Below are 15,018 nucleotides of genomic sequence, written 5' to 3' on the forward strand. Positions count from 1 at the left end.
TGTCACCTTTCAATCCAGTCCATACTTTCTATGGTAGGTTCGTTTGATTTTTTAATGCAAACCACATCAATCGTAGTCGCGGAAGTTCTTTTACATTTTCCCTACCCTATCTCTAATCCTATATAACTTAATTCCGTATCTTACTCTACTCCACGACACCAAGCTCGCGGTTCTTCTCCTTAAAGCGGCTGTTATGAGAAGAAACATATGCCGCTTTGTCAGCTGCCGGATCAATATACAGCTTCGCGCTGTTCAGCGCAAGGGCGGCATCTGTGAACGCACCGGCAATCAGATACAGCTTACTTCCGTACTCGACAAAATCGCCTGCCGCGAAAATCCCCGGCAGATTCGTTTCCAGCTTTTCGCTCACTCGGGCATGCCACTCCCCCATATCCAGTCCCCAATCCCGAAGCGGACCGAAATCGGATTTTAGTCCATGATTTACGATGACTGCATCGACATTCAGCACCTGTATTTCGTCCGTATCTACATGACTGATCGTTACCTGTTCAATCGTCTCTCCATTGTTGCTATGTAGCTGACTCACCGCGTATGGCGTGAGAACACGGACCGAAGATGATTTCATACGCGCTACATTTTTCTCATGTCCACCAAAGTGATCCCGACGATGTACGACGGTCACACTCGCCGCAATAGACTCCAGCTCATTCGCCCAATCCACTGCTGAGTCGCCCCCACCGGAAATCAGGACGTGCTTGCCCCGAAATGGCTCTAGCTCTTGTACAGTATAATGCAGGTTCGTAACCTCATAGCGGTCCGCCCCCTCAATCTCCAGCTTAGCCATTTTGAGAATACCATAGCCTACTGCCAGAACGATCGTGCGTGTCCAATGCTGTTCCCCTGTGGCAGAAGTTAGCAGGAACGTGCCATCCTCTTGCCGATCCAAACCAGTGATCTGCTGCCCCAGCACAATGGTAGGCTCGAACGTCCGCGCTTGCTGCTCCAGCTGATCAATCAGCTTTTCACATAAAACCGGGGTAACCCCTCCGACATCCCATATCATCTTCTCTGGGTATATGCGCATCCGTCCGCCCAACTCATGCTTGGCTTCGATCAGCTTGGTCTTCATATCTCTCATTCCACTGTAAAATGCGGTATACATACCGGCAGGACCACCGCCGATGATCGTTACATCATATAATTCCAAGGACACTGTCACTCTGCAACTCTCCCTATCATAGCGTAATATGTCTGCTTTTATTATAAGTGATAATAATTATCAATATCAATTAGGAAATAAAAACATGGCCCTTGGAGAGGTTTTCGTGACCTTAGAACTACATCTTATGGGTTAATATAGCTACTCATGCATGGAAGCATCCATATATTCATTTCCTCTTTCGTTCTATCAAGTGAATGTTTCAAAAAAGTTACTTCCATCGATCATCCAATACTGTTCAGATGAAGGTACCTCGTTCATAAAGTTTTGATATTCTCCTTTCCACCCCACTGGGACATAGTGTTCAAACGAAGCTGGCTCAGGAAATAGCGAATAGAGAACTTTCTCATCAAAGTTAACATACAGAGCAGGATAAAACTCCAGCACTTCATCCTGATGCTGAATAGCATCATCCAGCAACTGGAGCATTGAAGTTAGCTCCCCTGTAGCCACCTTATATTCACAGATGTGATCCAAAAATGCTCCTGCTGTGGTTTCATCCAAAATAGGGATACCAAACCGTTCCTCCATCTCGGTATTCAAAAACCAATATTCTCTTTCCGTCACATACCAATTCCAGTTTCCTTCAAAAATAACACCAACAATGATGTTTTGCGCATATTCAGGCCATAATTTCATGAGCTTCTCGCGTTCCCCTCTTTCTCACTCACAGTTCGATCCAAAACCGGTTTACACGGTTTCCGTCTTCCTCTATGTAATCCTTGTCCGGCATTCCGCCGTTTTGTATGATTGTTTTTTTGGAGGCAATATTATCGGAGTCGCATACGACCAGGACTCGGGAAATCCCCAGCTCTTTTGCTTTTTCCAGCGCCAAGGCCAGCATTGTAACAGCGTACCTGTTCCCTCGTGCAGAAGGACGGATACCGTAACCGATATGACCTCCGGCATTCATTAGGTGTTCGTTAAGGACATGCCTGATATTCACCGCTCCCTCAACCTGTTCATTCGCATTCACAAGCCAGTATGTGGAGCTTTTAACCCAGCCTTCAGACAGGTTCATTCCATTTTCCTGATTACTTAAAAACGTCAGCATACCTTCAAAATCGTACGGCTCTACAGAGATCACCCAAGGTACCATATGCTCCTGGCTCTGTTTCCATTCCTCATAAAATGAAAGATAAGCTTCCTTCCAGTCCTGATCCGGCTTTACCAATCTGACAGTCTGCATCCCACTCACTACCTCCTCTTTAAATACTCAATTTGTCTGCTATTGCTTTATACCTTAATATCCATGAATTTTTGCGCCCAATCTGCAAAAGAGAGCTTATCATCCCAAGTGATTTGCTTCATCGCTTTGGCACATCCCCAGTTTAGAACCTGCTGATGCAGCATATGCACCCGGAAACGCTCAGTAAATCCTTCTTTAGCTTCCATCCCTTGTGCGTAAGCAGTAAGAAAACCTTTTGCCAATTCTTCTTCGCCGTTCTCCAGATACATGATGGTTATTTTCGGAAGATCTGCAACCCCATCCCCAAAATAGGCTGTCGTAAAATCAAAAAGACCACTGACTCCCCAGCCCTTATTCCCATTCTGCACAAGGAAATTTTGCGGTTTAAAATCCCCCATCACGAAAGTGGCAGCTTCCAGCTGATCGAATGCTTGACGGGAGCCTTCCAATATTTCCTCTACCCATTCCATATCCTGTACAGAAATGTTCGAGTATTTTTTGGCATCCTCTAGCCAATAGCGAATTCGTCCATACAACCATACTCGATAAGAGACTTCAAAAGGACGAATGCCTAGAGTTGTTGTATCCAGCTCTCCACTGTTCTTAACCTTCCATCTATGAAGCACTAACAAAACAGTAGCAAGCATTTCAGCCATTTGCTGTTTATCCAGCGAGGTCAGCTTTGCTTATAAGACAGCAAACGTCCCAAATCAAAACGATTCAGCATCCTTTGCACTTGTTCAATTGTTACCTCGCCTAGCCGATTAGATGAGAAATATATGGTCGTCGTCATCTCTATACACCATAGCTCTTAATCGTTGCTTCCAGAGTTTCATCTGTATCCGCCAGCCACACGGAACTAACTTCAAACGTTCCTGGCTCAAAAAACAATGGAAATCTCCGCTTAAACCAATCCTGCATCGGCAGATTTAGCGCTTCTTTCATATCCACCCACAGCAGTTCTCCCTCGGGGGGATTTTTTAATAGTTCACCCTCAGTGGCTGTAGCCAAATAGTTAAAGACCATATATCTCAGCCCTTGGCTTGGGTCACAATATTCGTCGATTCCTTTAAATACAATTTCCGTAACGGCTAAGCCTGTTTCTTCCTTTACTTCACGAATGGCCCCATTCACAATGCTTTCTGGAAACTCTACTTTTCCTCCTGGAGCAATATAACCCGGAAACCCCTTTCGATTGGGTCTATTCATAAGCAATACCTTACTTCCGTCCTGAATCATACACATGGTATATATTTTATGTGTCACTTCTGTTGTCAATCCGATCATACCTTTCTTTATTCACGATTCACTAAAATCTAGTTTTACTTTCACACCGACAAACTGTGGTTAAATATGGCATTTCCCATACTTTAACTCGTTATTTTGTAGAGTGCAATAACTCTAGCCATAGACTAGACTTGAGAACTCATGCCTACGTCGGTCAAAATTAGTAAAAAAAAGACCGCCTTTCTGCAGAGCCGCTGGTACTACCAGCGGCTCCAGAAAGGAACGGTCTTATCCTAAACTTAATCATCATGCCAATACTCCGTTTTCTAGGCACGCTCCGGATAACGAGAACCTACTGCGAAACCTTTGGGCGAAATACGCTCGATCTCTTGAAGCTCTGCTTCCGACAAAGAGACCTGTAGGGCACCAAGATTTTCACGCACTCTTTCCAATCTCTTCGTTCCTGGAATCGGGACGATATGGTCGCCTTGCGCCAGCAGCCATGCCAGCCCCAACTGAGCAGAAGTACAACCTTTTTGAGCAGCCATTTTTTCGATCAGGAGGACAACCTCTAGATTTTTGGTGAAATTCTCGCCTTGGAAGCGAGGGAAATGACGGCGGTAATCATCCACTGGCAGATCGTCAAATTTTTTGATCTGTCCCGTGAGGAAACCTCGACCCAGTGGACTGTAGGGGATGAAGCCGATTCCCAGTTCGTTTAGTAGCGGAAGGACATCGTCTTCCACTTCTCTGCTCCACAAGGAATATTCGGTTTCTACTGCGGTAATTGGATGCACCGCATGCGCGCGGCGGATCTGTTCAGCCGACGCTTCCGACAAGCCGATATAACGGATTTTCCCTTCCTTAACCAAATCGGCCATCGTTCCGACGGTCTCTTCAATCGGAGTATTGGGATCGACTCGATGCTGATAATACAGGTCGATATAATCAGTCCCCAGATGAAACAGACTGGCGTCTACGGATTTTTTAATATATGCCGGATCTCCCTTGGGTCCCTGAGTGTGTGTGATCCCGAATTTAGTGGCAATCACTACCTCCTCCCGACGACCCTTGAGCGCACGTCCAACTAGCTTCTCATTGCCGCCGAACTTCTGCTGTGCGTATTCCTCACCATAAAGATCTGCTGTATCAAACAACGTTACACCAAGGTCCAGCGCTCCCTGAAGTGTGCGCACCGACTCCTCGTTGTTCGGCATCATCATCGTGCCAAGGCCCAGAGCTGATACCTCCAGCCCTTCACATCCCAATTTCCTTTTCAGCATATCATGGTTCCCTCTTTTCTTTGGGTAAATGGATGGAATGAACATGTACTCATTCTAATAGACCCTTATGGAGGCAACCACAGTACGTTTATACTAGTAACAAGATTACCAGGCAGAGGATTGGCTTACTGGCGTGTAGATACAAAAGTGCAGACCCGGTTGGTCCGTAATACTTGCTAAAGAATTAATATCATAGGAAACTGCTTCCACAGCGCCAGGGATTTGAAGGGAAACCCGATTCACCTTTTTGAGCTGGATATGATGCTGCTTCCACATGGTGTCAAACTCCATACTTTCCACACGCAGCCGTTCTACCGTCTCCTCAAACCAAGGATCTCCTAAATACTTGTCATAATAGGTTCTAAAAACAGCTACCGAATAGGACGCGAATTCTTCCCAGTTAACCATTCGACGACGTAATTCGGAATCCACGAACAATAAACGAATCATGACACGTTCAGAAACGGACAGGGAAGAAAAATCGGTAATCACCTCATTCGCCGCGCTATTCCAAGCAAGCACTTCCGCTTTTTCATTGCTGATAAAGGAAGGATAGGACAACTGATCAATAATATGTTGCCACTGTGGATTCAGCCTTGTATGGATGGGCGAAATCGCAACCGCCTCATTGGGATTCCACAATTGAATTAGATGTGCTCTCTCATCATGAGTTAATTGTAGAGCTTCTCCTATACTTTCGATAATCTCCTTAGATGCTGTTACTTCTCTACCTTGTTCCAGCCATGTGTAATACGTCGCACTGACACCTGCCAGCATCGCAACTTCTTCTCGGCGAAGCCCCGGTGTTCTTCGCTGACCCTGTGAAAGTCTAAGACCTGCCTGCTCTGGTTGAAGTCGATTTCGACGTGATTTCAGAAAAGCTCCCAACGTTTTCGATTTACTATTATCATTAGACATGTGTTACCTCTTTTCGAATCAATCGCTATAGAACGCTCACAGTCCCTCGTCAAACAACTGTAGGCCTATGATTTCAAAGGCGACACCGTCGCCCGCTTTAACGTTGACATCACCATTCACTTCTTCAGAATCCAAAATAAACGTAGTGTCTCCTACTACAATCTCCACACATTCTATCTCGTCTGCTTCGCCTTGCATCACTTGATGTATCGTTCCTTGAATCCAATAGTCGCCTAGCTTTGGTTGAGGTCGAAAAATCCCTGTCTCTTCAGTAGGCTTCAGCCTCCTGAACCCCTCTATACTGGATTGAGAAGTCTCGACCGAAATTACACAACCGGGAATCATCTTATTTAAGCTTTGTTCATACGGGACAACATACGCATATCCAGAAGTCAGTTCATGCCAAAAATATGTCCAGTAGCCGTATACTTTTTCCTTGCCAATATTACGAATGGTGATATGCTGATCTTTATTTATTTCCTTGATCTGTACGCGCATCTATAGAATCCTCAGTAGATATTTTTCTTATAATAATAGTGTTTAAAGCCTCTCGGAGCATCGTCAATGACACCAACGACTTCATACCCCTGCTTTTCATAGAATTCGGGCGCTTGGAAAGTAAAGGTATTAAGTTGTATAAAATCGCACCCTTTTTCTTTAGCAATTTGTTCAATTTCACCGAGTAGTTGTGAACCGTAGCCCTTTCCTCTGTAGCTCTGATCTACCCACAAAATATCAACCTCCACCCAGTTCCAACATAGTACACTTAGGAGACCGCCTATCACCTGACCGTCTTCATTTTTAAGCGTAAGATTAATCTCTTCGTATTGGGTTCGAATATCTGCTGGAACGTGTTTCGCATTAAACTCAATCAACTTGTTTCTGACTAAACGCGCTTCATCTCTACTACTTCGATTCATCTGAGGTTCCAGCGTCATGGCATAAATCCTCCAATTTGAAATGATTACTAGCACTTACTGATTTAAATATAGAAAATAATAGGGTTAAAATACTTTCATCTTCCTACTGTTATATATTGTATATACTTTTCTATGTTTAGTCACATGATTCAATTTAGATGGACAGAATTATTCTAATCTAAATATCGCTGATTAAAGTCGTTCCCTGGATTCATGCAAAATATTTAGTAACGAAAAAAGCAGGCCCCTCTGAAACGGAGAACCTGCTATCCTTTATATCCATCGTCTGCCATACAGGAGAAGAGAGGGGATGATTAAATTGAAATATCCAGTGATTTCCCAACTCCCGTAATATCGCTGCTGTTAGCGCTGTTGATACGAGTTGTTTCTGTGTTACTTGGAGCGGGCTTTTCCATTTTTGGAGTTGACGTACTGCTGGATTGCGAACTTTGCTGTGCAATTTGAGCTTCAATCTGTTTAATTTGTTGCTGAAGCTGCTTCATTTTTGTTTCTTTTGTATCTTTATTATCCTTACTTTGCTGTACCTTGTTGTACTCCGCTTCAAGTTGAGCTTTTTGCTTTTCCAGACTAGCTGTATCGTTGGTACTGGATGAAGATGAAGTGCTTGAAATAGATATAGAACTGCTGGATGTGGATGAAATGTTCATACGAGATTTCCCCTTTATAAAAGTATGAGTTTACACGTGTGGGCTAACCGGTTCTAAGCTATGGTGTTGCACTCTAATGACTATGACTACGATGATACAGATTGTTCAAAAGTCTTAGCGATTTTATCGAATAAAGCCGATATTTCTTCATCTGTGGCATTCGTAGGAAGCGGAGCCTGCATTCCTCCCGTGTATTTCATGAATTCCTTGCTCAGTTCGAGTGAATCGTTAGATTTCTTGTGTGTGGTATGCCCCGTGGTATTTAGTCCATTCTCATGTGACTTCACCGTATTCGAATGATCATAGGAAGTCGTGATAAGATGTCTGTTAATGGATAGTGACAAAATAGATTCCCTCTCAGTGTACATAATGTTTTTGGCTGCCCACCTACCTTTCATCGGTAGCAAATCTGAATGCAACCTGAGGGTATGCTGAATGATAACTGAATCAATACAGACTCATTAATACCGTAACCCTTTTATTATTTCCTAGACCATAGTCAAGGAAAATCCCCTCCGCAAGACGGGGGGATCAACCCTACTTGAGACAGGAGTAAGTAAAGGGATAATTTGTTACTCTTAGCAAAGAATAAATGAACGTATTTTAAAAATTGAAAGTAGGGAAATGATGTATGATCCGTATTAGCCATTTGGTTCACGAGAGACTTATGTTCCTAGTCAAATTTTTGTACTCGCCTGCATATGTGGGTAGTGTAACACCAAGTTCCAGATTTTTAGCTAAAAATATGATAGAATCCATTCCATGGAGTGAAGTTCATGCTGTTGCCGAGCTTGGTGCTGGAACAGGGGCAATTACCCAATACATCCCGTCTGCTGCTGAATTTCAACCTAAGGTTTTACTCTTTGAGAAAGACCAAACCATGCAGCAGAGTTTAAAAAGAAGATTCCCGAATTATCTATGCTATTCCGACTCGCGTGAGCTTCAGCTTGCTATGAAAAATGCTCAAATAGAACAGCTTGACTGCATAATCAGCGGGCTGCCTTTTTTCAATTTTCCACAAGCGATGCGGAATCAAATTGTAGAACAAATTCATCTATCGCTCAGGGATGGAGGAATGTTTGTGGCCTTTCAATACTCTAAACAGATGAAGCAGCAGTTAGGTGAATGGTTTGATATTGAAGAAATCAAGTTTGTGCCAATGAATGTTCCACCCGCATTCGTGTATGTATGCCGAAAGAAAGCTTAAGAAAGGAGTACGGGTATGGACGTGGAATATTTAATTTCCATCATCGAACAATACGGCTATGCAGCATTATTCTTTTCTCTATGGCTGGGGATTGTGGGTCTGCCCATCCCGGATGAAGTCATCGTAATGACTGGCGGGGCTGTAACAGGCATGGGCATACTTCACCCGTTACCCGCTTTTTTAATTGTATATCTTGGGGTTATATCAGGCTTGTCCTTAGGTTATGTATTGGGGAGAACCGTGGGCACACCGATTCTAGAACGTTTACGCCGGAAGAAAAAAATGGACAGGTACATTACGTTTTCGGAAAAATTGATACATAAGTATGGAAACTTCACTATTTGCATCAGTTATTTGCTGCCGATCGTCCGTCACATTATTCCTTATATTGTCGGAATCAATAAAATGAGCTTCAAGCGCTACGCCCTCTTCTCTTATTCAACGGGTTTGATCTGGACGCTGATCTTCTTTCTACTCGGACGTATCTTTGGCGATCATGTACAGGCAGTAGGAGAACTAATCCATCGTTATGGCTTGCAGATGGCATTGCTTGTCATCATGCTGACCATTATATTTTTTATAATGAAATTGGTGTGGGGGAAGAAAACAACGGAGGAGTAAAGGTAGAACACGGTCGGCTAGTCTCCTGCAAAGGAGGTGATGCCTGTGGAGGTTAAAGATACATTGATGTTGATGATTCAATTTGCGACATTGGTGATCTTGATTCTTTCCTTCAACAAAAAGAAATAGACCGCCCTCTGGAAAAGGAATGCGGTCTATTTTACTAATCCAACCCTACAACTACCGCCCTTATAAGCGGCTGTTGCAAAAGAGTGAGGATGTTGGCAGCATCCTTGCTCTTTTTCAGTATATACTTATTAGCTTTAATTTATCACAGGAAAAACCATATTGCCAATATGGAAAGCCTTTAAAGTGGCGGCTTACACCCCGAGCTATTTCTTTAATTGAAGCAACTTAACCAGCTTATCATGAATGGCAGTATTCGGGTAATTCCCGCTAAACTGAGAAGAGCCTGGGCCCATCGCGGTTAACGCCACATCAACAGATGTATGTCCTCCCGTGGTCCAGTCAATATAAAACTTTTCATTAGAGCCTTTTACAGTAAAAGGACCATCCTCTTTGGAAACACCTTCACCGGATTCATCCTCCGCATCTTCGCCTTCAATCGCCAAACCGCCCGTTTCATGATCTGCCGTCACCAACACTAATGTATCTGGATGTGCTTTGGCATACTCTTTAGCTACTTTAACGGCCTTATCGAGCTGTTGCCCAGCCTTAATCGTTAGCTCACCTTCATTGTCATGCGCCATCTCATCCGTTCCTTCTTCTTCTACCATCAGGAAAAAACCTTTTTGGTTTTTGGAAAGAACATCAATTGCTTTGGTCGTCATATCCGGTAAAGAAACCGTTGGATTGTAAGAGTTACCCTGCTTGTTGTGAGCTTGGAACATCTCTTCATTGGCGAACAGCCCCAGCAACTTAGAACCTTTGGCTGCTTTCATTCCTGTCTGATCCGTCACATAGCTATAACCCAGCTTCTTCGCTTGTTCTACCAAATTCCCTTGAGTTCCCTTACTCGCTTCCTCAGGATCTTCTGCCGGAGCATCTGGATGTTTGCCTACTGTTCCGGCAGGGTACCAGAAATCCTCACCACCGCCCAGAATAACATCCAGCTTGCTTTTCTCCAAATACTGTTTGGCAATCTCGCTTTGAGCGGAGCGTTTTTCGACATGCGCACCAAAGGCAGCCCCCGTTGCGTCTGTCACTTGGCTTGTCGTCACGACACCTGTAGACATGCCTGCTTTTTTAGCCAGCTCCATAATCGTTGTCACTGGTTTTTTATTCAAATCCATTCCAATCGCGCCGTTATACGTTTTCACACCTGTTGCAATAGCAGTCGCAGCGGCGGCAGAATCCGTAACCAGGTTATCCCCTGAACTTGTGCTAACCAGGCCGGTTACAGGCATGTTGTCCATTTCAAGTAATCCCGATTTCCCTACCGTCGCCAAGCGAATCGCGTTGCGACTTGCTTCTCCCATACCATCGCCGATAAAGAGAATGACATTCTTAGGGGCATCGACTTTCGCTGACGAGGTTTTCTGTCCTTTGGATACCTGTGTCGTAGTAGACTTGGTATTAGATGAGGCTGCAAAAGCGTTAGGGATATTAGCAGATAACAATGGCGCACTCAAAACGGTAATGGCACCTAAAGCAAGGATACTCTTTTTCATCGAACGCTTTTTCACAAGGTCACACTCCAATAAATTTAATATTCATATATGATAAAGTAATCATATATCTGCTTTGTAAAGCATCGTAAAGCAATAGATTACACGAATGTAAAATTTGGAGTGCTCACCTGTTTTTTATAAGACAAAAGAAGGCACCGACTCTTGGTATATCAAAGTCGATGCCTCTTATATTAAATCGCAGCGATATTTTTGCCGATCGGCATGGTGTAGTAGAGCGGCTTTTGCTGTCCATTTTGCTGATAGACTACAAGCAGAAGCGTGCGGCCTTCGGCAGTCAATGGGCTACCCCCACTCAGGATATGATCCAGACTGAACGGCAGTACATCCAGCACAGCGTGCTTTTGCAGTTCTTTTTCACTCAGCTTCAAGGAAGCAAAGGCTGGGATAATCTCGCGGTATGGCTGCGGCTGTTGACTGCCTACATCCGTTCCGCCTGTACTCTCCTTGCTCGCATCTGCCACAAAATCTGCAACCACAGGTGACAACAGCGCATCCGGGTGCTGGAGAACCATTTTCATATAGCTGGACCAATCATTCTTCTCCAAGCTATGCTCCCACCAAATTTTACGCGGCTTATATTTATGGTTAAGGAAATAATCAAGCTTCATCAGTCCAAGCACCATATCCATTCGCTTTGTTCCACGCGATTCCAGAAAGGACTGGAGACGTGTGAACAAGTCTTCGAGCTGATGTCCGATTTTTTGCCAGCCCTGTCCTTCCCAGTAGTCTCCGAATTCCTGAAAGAAATCAAAGGCGGACGAGAATTCACGCTCAATCAGATAGTTGACTGTATGATCCATACGATGAGAGTTCCAGTATTTTTCCAATACATCTTCCAAGCGCTTGAGTCGGACGATATCGGCAAAGGAAAGGACGTCATTGCTCAGCATTTCATACGGCGCAACATCCATATACGTATAGTTATACTTGTCTGCGTCGATACGCAGTCCGGTGCCACGCAGCATTTTGAGGAAGCCAAGTTGAAGCTCTTCCGGGCCGAGCGCAAAAACGTCATTAAACGTTTTACGGAATGTGTTGTAGTCCTCCAAGGGCAATCCGGCGATCAAATCCAAATGCTGGTCGATTTTACCGCTTTGTTTGACCTTTGTAACAGTACGAGAAAGTTTGGTAAAGTTCTGGCGACGCTTAACCAGCTCATTGGTAGGATCATTCGTTGATTGGACGCCGATTTCAAAACGAAATACGCCCGGCGGCGCGTTTTCCGCCAAATAATCCAATACCTCGGGACGCATAATATCTGCCGTAATCTCAAACTGGAAGACACATCCACGGTGATTTTCAATCAAAAATTTGAACATTTCCAGTGCATAATCGCGTTTAATATTAAACGTCCGATCCACGAACTTGATTAGGTTGGCTCCATTGTCGATCAGATATAAAATATCTGACTTTGTGCGCTCAATATCGTAATAACGCACCCCAACTTCGATGCTTGACAGACAAAACTGGCAGCTGAACGGACAGCCCCGGCTCGTTTCGAAATAAACAACCCGTTTCCCGAGTTCCGGTATATCTTCAGCAAAACGATAGGGCGACGGCAACTCGTTCAAGTCCGCTTTCGGACGACCGGGCATCTGAATAACCTCTTCTCCCTTACGGTAAGCCAGTCCATACACAAAATGGAACTTGCGATCCCCTTCCAGCTCCTGCAGCAGTTGATGGAAGGTTTCCTCTCCTTCACCAACCACGATAAAGTCCACATTCGCCAAACGCTTCATCCAGTGATCCGTATCGTAGGATACCTCTGGACCACCCAGAACAATTTTGACTTCGGGCATAATCTTTTTCAATACATCGATGACTTTAATCGTCTCTTCAATGTTCCAAATATAACAGGAAAAGCCGATGACATCTGCCCCCCGTTGAAACAAATCGGATACGATGTTCATCACCGGGTCTTTAATCGTGTACTCCGCTAGCTCGATATCAAAGTCCTTTTCACTGTAGGCTTTGAGACATCGGATGGCCAGCGAGGTATGAATATATTTTGCATTTAACGTTGATAAAATGACTTTCATAGGTCACAACCTTCTATAGTTTGCATGGACTGTTATATCCTTACCTTAGTATGGCTATTCAAAATCCTCGTACACATCGTCTGCATAAATCTCGTCCTCACTTACCGTTCCCCCGATATTCCCCTGATTATGAAAAAAATCAAGAAACGGCTTGCCGTACTTGCGGAACTTCACTTCTCCGACACCCTTGATCCGCAACATCTCTGCCTCGGATTGTGGGCTCGCTACGCTCATCTCACGCAGCGTCGCATCATTGAAAATGATATAAGACGGTACATGCTCCTGAGCGGCCAGATCGCGGCGGATCAGGCGCAATTGCTCGAACACGGTTTCGTTGACTGCGGCCGGGTATGCATCGCGTCCCTGTCGTCCGCGTGAACCTGCTCCACCTGCAAAAGCCGTGGCATGTCGCACCACACGCTGCATGACTTCTCGCTGGCCTTTCAGCACTTCAGCCGCAAGCTGCTGCAAGCGTACGACCGGATATTGTCCCTCGGACAACATCAGATAGCCTTCCGAAACAAGAACATTGATGATTTCGGCGATCTCTTTTTCCGTCCGGTTGCCCATCACGCCATAGGTTGGTAGGCTGTCAAAACCATACTGCAGCACTTTTTTGTTACGCGAGCCTTTCAACACCGAGGCGACCATCGAGACCCCATAACGTTCCCGCATGCGGTGAATGCACGAAAAAATCTTTTGCGCATCTATGGTCATATCAACCAGTTCCCGTTCATCTGTACATGAACTGCATATGCCGCAAGCTTTATGCTCCTCCGCTTCTCCGAAATACTCAAGCTGTGCTGTACGTAGGCAACGAGTCGTGTAGCAATAATCAACCATCTGCTGGAGCTTGCGATAGTCATTACGCTTGCGGTCTTCATCCTGTGGATTTTGCTCAATCAGGAACTTCTGCGTCACGATATCTTGTGGTCCGAACAGCAGAATACACTGACTCGGGTCGCCATCACGTCCTGCGCGTCCCGCCTCTTGTACGTAAGCCTCCATATTTTTAGGCATGTTGTAGTGAATGACATAGCGTACGTTCGATTTATCTATCCCCATGCCGAAGGCATTAGTTGCTACAATGACACGGATATCGTCGTACAGAAACCCTTCCTGGCTATCTGCACGTTCCTGATCTGTCATCCCGGCATGATAGCGTCCAGCCGCCATGCCTGCATCACGCAGCCGTTGGTACAAATCGTCCACGTCCTTACGTGTCGCCGCATAAATAATGCCCGATTCACCCTCATGCTCACGGGCGTAATTCAGTAAAAAGCTGCGTTTGTCTTCCCCGCGCAGCACACTGAACGCCAAATTGGGCCGTCCAAGGCCTGTAACGAACGTCTCCGGTGAGCGCAGACGAAGCAAGCGCACGATGTCATCCATGACCTGCGGTGTCGCCGTTGCCGTAAACGCAGCCACGATTGGACGTTCATACAGCCCGTCCACGAATGGAGCCACAGCCAGATAGCTGGTACGGAAATCATGGCCCCACTGCGATACGCAGTGAGCCTCATCTACCGCTACGCAGGAAATCGGCAACTGAGCCATTTCATCGCGAAACCAGTCCAGTTCCAGTCGTTCCGGTGCGACATACAGTAACTTCAAGTCACCATTCCGTGCGGCTCGTATGCGATCATTCACTTCTCGACCACTCAACGTACTATTGATGTAGGCAGCAGCAATCCCCATCGTGGTCAGCGCATCCACCTGGTCCTTCATCAGCGAAATGAGCGGTGACACGACAATGGTCAGCCCCTCATGCAACAACGCGGGGATCTGGTAGCATATCGATTTTCCGCCCCCTGTCGGCATGATGCCCAACGTATCGTTGCCCTCCAGCATACTGGCCACAATTTTCTTTTGTCCCTCCCGGAAATCGGGATAGCCATAAAATTTTTGCAGCAAGTCCTGCGCCCGTTCCAAGGTTGGTGCTTGTACACTCATAGTTTCAAAACTCCTCATATTTCTAGCGTCCTTGACGCATATCGGCTTTTCTTTCGTTATCTTTAGTTTACCGGGGTTCAGGGTAATGTTCAACCGCTAGAAGACTGCCAATCTGGTTTAGTCCCTTATGGCGTTCGCTGTTTTCTCATGATATAGTGAAC

The 15,018-nt window shown here is 45.3% G+C and carries 17 protein-coding genes; 3 read left to right on the forward strand and 14 right to left on the reverse strand.

From position 1 onward, the window contains the following. Window positions 1–145: 145 nt before the first annotated feature. The 11 genes from ACEN8J_RS15250 to ACEN8J_RS15300 all read right to left on the reverse strand — a co-directional run bounded on the left by ACEN8J_RS15250 (window position 146) and on the right by ACEN8J_RS15300 (window position 7,729). Entirely contained in the window at window positions 146–1,180 is a 1,035-nt protein-coding gene (locus ACEN8J_RS15250) for an NAD(P)/FAD-dependent oxidoreductase (protein ID WP_103047635.1), read from the reverse strand. A 189-nt stretch (window positions 1,181–1,369) separates the two neighbouring features. Continuing rightward, complete coding sequence (locus tag ACEN8J_RS15255; RefSeq protein ID WP_165144977.1) at window positions 1,370–1,819, reverse strand: hypothetical protein; 450 nt, start codon at window positions 1,817–1,819, stop codon at window positions 1,370–1,372. 28 nt (window positions 1,820–1,847) lie between these two features. After that, the gene (locus ACEN8J_RS15260) at window positions 1,848–2,369 is read right to left on the reverse strand and encodes a GNAT family N-acetyltransferase (protein WP_165144974.1); all 522 of its coding nucleotides are present in this window, start codon (window positions 2,367–2,369) and stop codon (window positions 1,848–1,850) included. A gap of 47 nt (window positions 2,370–2,416) precedes the next feature. After that, window positions 2,417–3,025 (reverse strand): phosphotransferase, encoded by a 609-nt coding sequence (locus ACEN8J_RS15265; RefSeq protein ID WP_449291641.1) that lies wholly within the window; start codon window positions 3,023–3,025, stop codon window positions 2,417–2,419. A gap of 139 nt (window positions 3,026–3,164) precedes the next feature. After that, on the reverse strand, window positions 3,165–3,656 hold the full coding sequence (locus ACEN8J_RS15270; RefSeq protein WP_029516423.1) for an 8-oxo-dGTP diphosphatase: 492 nt from the start codon (window positions 3,654–3,656) through the stop codon (window positions 3,165–3,167). Window positions 3,657–3,922: 266 nt separating this feature from the next. Further along, window positions 3,923–4,879, reverse strand: a complete 957-nt coding sequence (locus ACEN8J_RS15275; protein WP_449291640.1) for an aldo/keto reductase — start codon at window positions 4,877–4,879, stop codon at window positions 3,923–3,925. A 105-nt stretch (window positions 4,880–4,984) separates the two neighbouring features. Continuing rightward, window positions 4,985–5,797 carry a helix-turn-helix transcriptional regulator gene (locus ACEN8J_RS15280; RefSeq protein ID WP_069012029.1) on the reverse strand — a complete coding sequence of 271 codons (813 nt, stop codon included), beginning with the start codon at window positions 5,795–5,797 and terminating at the stop codon, window positions 4,985–4,987. Between the two features lie 36 nt (window positions 5,798–5,833). Then, entirely contained in the window at window positions 5,834–6,295 is a 462-nt protein-coding gene (locus ACEN8J_RS15285; RefSeq protein ID WP_069012027.1) for a hypothetical protein, read from the reverse strand. A gap of 11 nt (window positions 6,296–6,306) precedes the next feature. After that, the gene (locus ACEN8J_RS15290; RefSeq protein ID WP_165144965.1) at window positions 6,307–6,735 is read right to left on the reverse strand and encodes a GNAT family N-acetyltransferase; all 429 of its coding nucleotides are present in this window, start codon (window positions 6,733–6,735) and stop codon (window positions 6,307–6,309) included. 296 nt (window positions 6,736–7,031) lie between these two features. Next, complete coding sequence (locus ACEN8J_RS15295) at window positions 7,032–7,385, reverse strand: FlxA-like family protein (protein ID WP_165144962.1); 354 nt, start codon at window positions 7,383–7,385, stop codon at window positions 7,032–7,034. An 86-nt stretch (window positions 7,386–7,471) separates the two neighbouring features. Continuing rightward, a complete protein-coding gene (locus ACEN8J_RS15300; protein ID WP_341071810.1) occupies window positions 7,472–7,729 on the reverse strand; it encodes a hypothetical protein in 258 nt (85 codons plus the stop codon). A 287-nt stretch (window positions 7,730–8,016) separates the two neighbouring features. On the opposite strand from ACEN8J_RS15300, the gene ACEN8J_RS15305 reads away from it, so the two are divergent. Genes ACEN8J_RS15305 through ACEN8J_RS15315 form a run of 3 tightly spaced genes read left to right on the forward strand, consistent with a single transcriptional unit; the run spans window position 8,017 to window position 9,342 of the window. Further along, complete coding sequence (locus ACEN8J_RS15305; protein WP_029516416.1) at window positions 8,017–8,592, forward strand: class I SAM-dependent methyltransferase; 576 nt, start codon at window positions 8,017–8,019, stop codon at window positions 8,590–8,592. Window positions 8,593–8,607: 15 nt separating this feature from the next. Beyond that, window positions 8,608–9,213: a DedA family protein gene (locus ACEN8J_RS15310; protein ID WP_165144956.1), complete on the forward strand. Its 606-nt coding sequence runs from the start codon at window positions 8,608–8,610 to the stop codon at window positions 9,211–9,213. Between the two features lie 39 nt (window positions 9,214–9,252). Further along, window positions 9,253–9,342, forward strand: coding sequence for a putative holin-like toxin (locus tag ACEN8J_RS15315; RefSeq protein ID WP_367988533.1), 90 nt, complete (start codon window positions 9,253–9,255; stop codon window positions 9,340–9,342). 203 nt (window positions 9,343–9,545) lie between these two features. Here ACEN8J_RS15315 and ACEN8J_RS15320 read toward each other — a convergent pair whose 3' ends face one another. The 3 genes from ACEN8J_RS15320 to recQ all read right to left on the reverse strand — a co-directional run bounded on the left by ACEN8J_RS15320 (window position 9,546) and on the right by recQ (window position 14,857). Next, window positions 9,546–10,859, reverse strand: a complete 1,314-nt coding sequence (locus ACEN8J_RS15320; RefSeq protein WP_185156331.1) for an alkaline phosphatase — start codon at window positions 10,857–10,859, stop codon at window positions 9,546–9,548. A gap of 176 nt (window positions 10,860–11,035) precedes the next feature. Next, window positions 11,036–12,904 carry a B12-binding domain-containing radical SAM protein gene (locus ACEN8J_RS15325; RefSeq protein WP_069012020.1) on the reverse strand — a complete coding sequence of 623 codons (1,869 nt, stop codon included), beginning with the start codon at window positions 12,902–12,904 and terminating at the stop codon, window positions 11,036–11,038. 54 nt (window positions 12,905–12,958) lie between these two features. Further along, window positions 12,959–14,857 carry a DNA helicase RecQ gene (gene recQ, locus ACEN8J_RS15330; protein ID WP_029516412.1) on the reverse strand — a complete coding sequence of 633 codons (1,899 nt, stop codon included), beginning with the start codon at window positions 14,855–14,857 and terminating at the stop codon, window positions 12,959–12,961. Window positions 14,858–15,018: the final 161 nt, after the last annotated feature.

It is taken from the genome of Paenibacillus sp. Paensp38, from assembly GCF_059491915.1.

What these genes read in the sequence shown, in the direction of transcription:
- ACEN8J_RS15255 (WP_165144977.1), bottom strand. Translation starts at nt 1,819, where the DNA reads ATGAAATTATGGCCTGAATATGCGCAAAACATCATTGTTGGTGTTATT.
- ACEN8J_RS15260 (WP_165144974.1), bottom strand. Translation starts at nt 2,369, where the DNA reads ATGCAGACTGTCAGATTGGTAAAGCCGGATCAGGACTGGAAGGAAGCT.
- ACEN8J_RS15265 (WP_449291641.1), bottom strand. Translation starts at nt 3,025, where the DNA reads ATGGCTGAAATGCTTGCTACTGTTTTGTTAGTGCTTCATAGATGGAAG.
- ACEN8J_RS15270 (WP_029516423.1), bottom strand. Translation starts at nt 3,656, where the DNA reads ATGATCGGATTGACAACAGAAGTGACACATAAAATATATACCATGTGT.
- ACEN8J_RS15275 (WP_449291640.1), bottom strand. Translation starts at nt 4,879, where the DNA reads ATGCTGAAAAGGAAATTGGGATGTGAAGGGCTGGAGGTATCAGCTCTG.
- ACEN8J_RS15280 (WP_069012029.1), bottom strand. Translation starts at nt 5,797, where the DNA reads ATGTCTAATGATAATAGTAAATCGAAAACGTTGGGAGCTTTTCTGAAA.
- ACEN8J_RS15285 (WP_069012027.1), bottom strand. Translation starts at nt 6,295, where the DNA reads ATGCGCGTACAGATCAAGGAAATAAATAAAGATCAGCATATCACCATT.
- ACEN8J_RS15290 (WP_165144965.1), bottom strand. Translation starts at nt 6,735, where the DNA reads ATGACGCTGGAACCTCAGATGAATCGAAGTAGTAGAGATGAAGCGCGT.
- ACEN8J_RS15295 (WP_165144962.1), bottom strand. Translation starts at nt 7,385, where the DNA reads ATGAACATTTCATCCACATCCAGCAGTTCTATATCTATTTCAAGCACT.
- ACEN8J_RS15305 (WP_029516416.1), top strand. Translation starts at nt 8,017, where the DNA reads ATGATCCGTATTAGCCATTTGGTTCACGAGAGACTTATGTTCCTAGTC.
- ACEN8J_RS15310 (WP_165144956.1), top strand. Translation starts at nt 8,608, where the DNA reads ATGGACGTGGAATATTTAATTTCCATCATCGAACAATACGGCTATGCA.
- ACEN8J_RS15315 (WP_367988533.1), top strand. Translation starts at nt 9,253, where the DNA reads ATGCCTGTGGAGGTTAAAGATACATTGATGTTGATGATTCAATTTGCG.
- ACEN8J_RS15325 (WP_069012020.1), bottom strand. Translation starts at nt 12,904, where the DNA reads ATGAAAGTCATTTTATCAACGTTAAATGCAAAATATATTCATACCTCG.
- recQ (WP_029516412.1), bottom strand. Translation starts at nt 14,857, where the DNA reads ATGAGTGTACAAGCACCAACCTTGGAACGGGCGCAGGACTTGCTGCAA.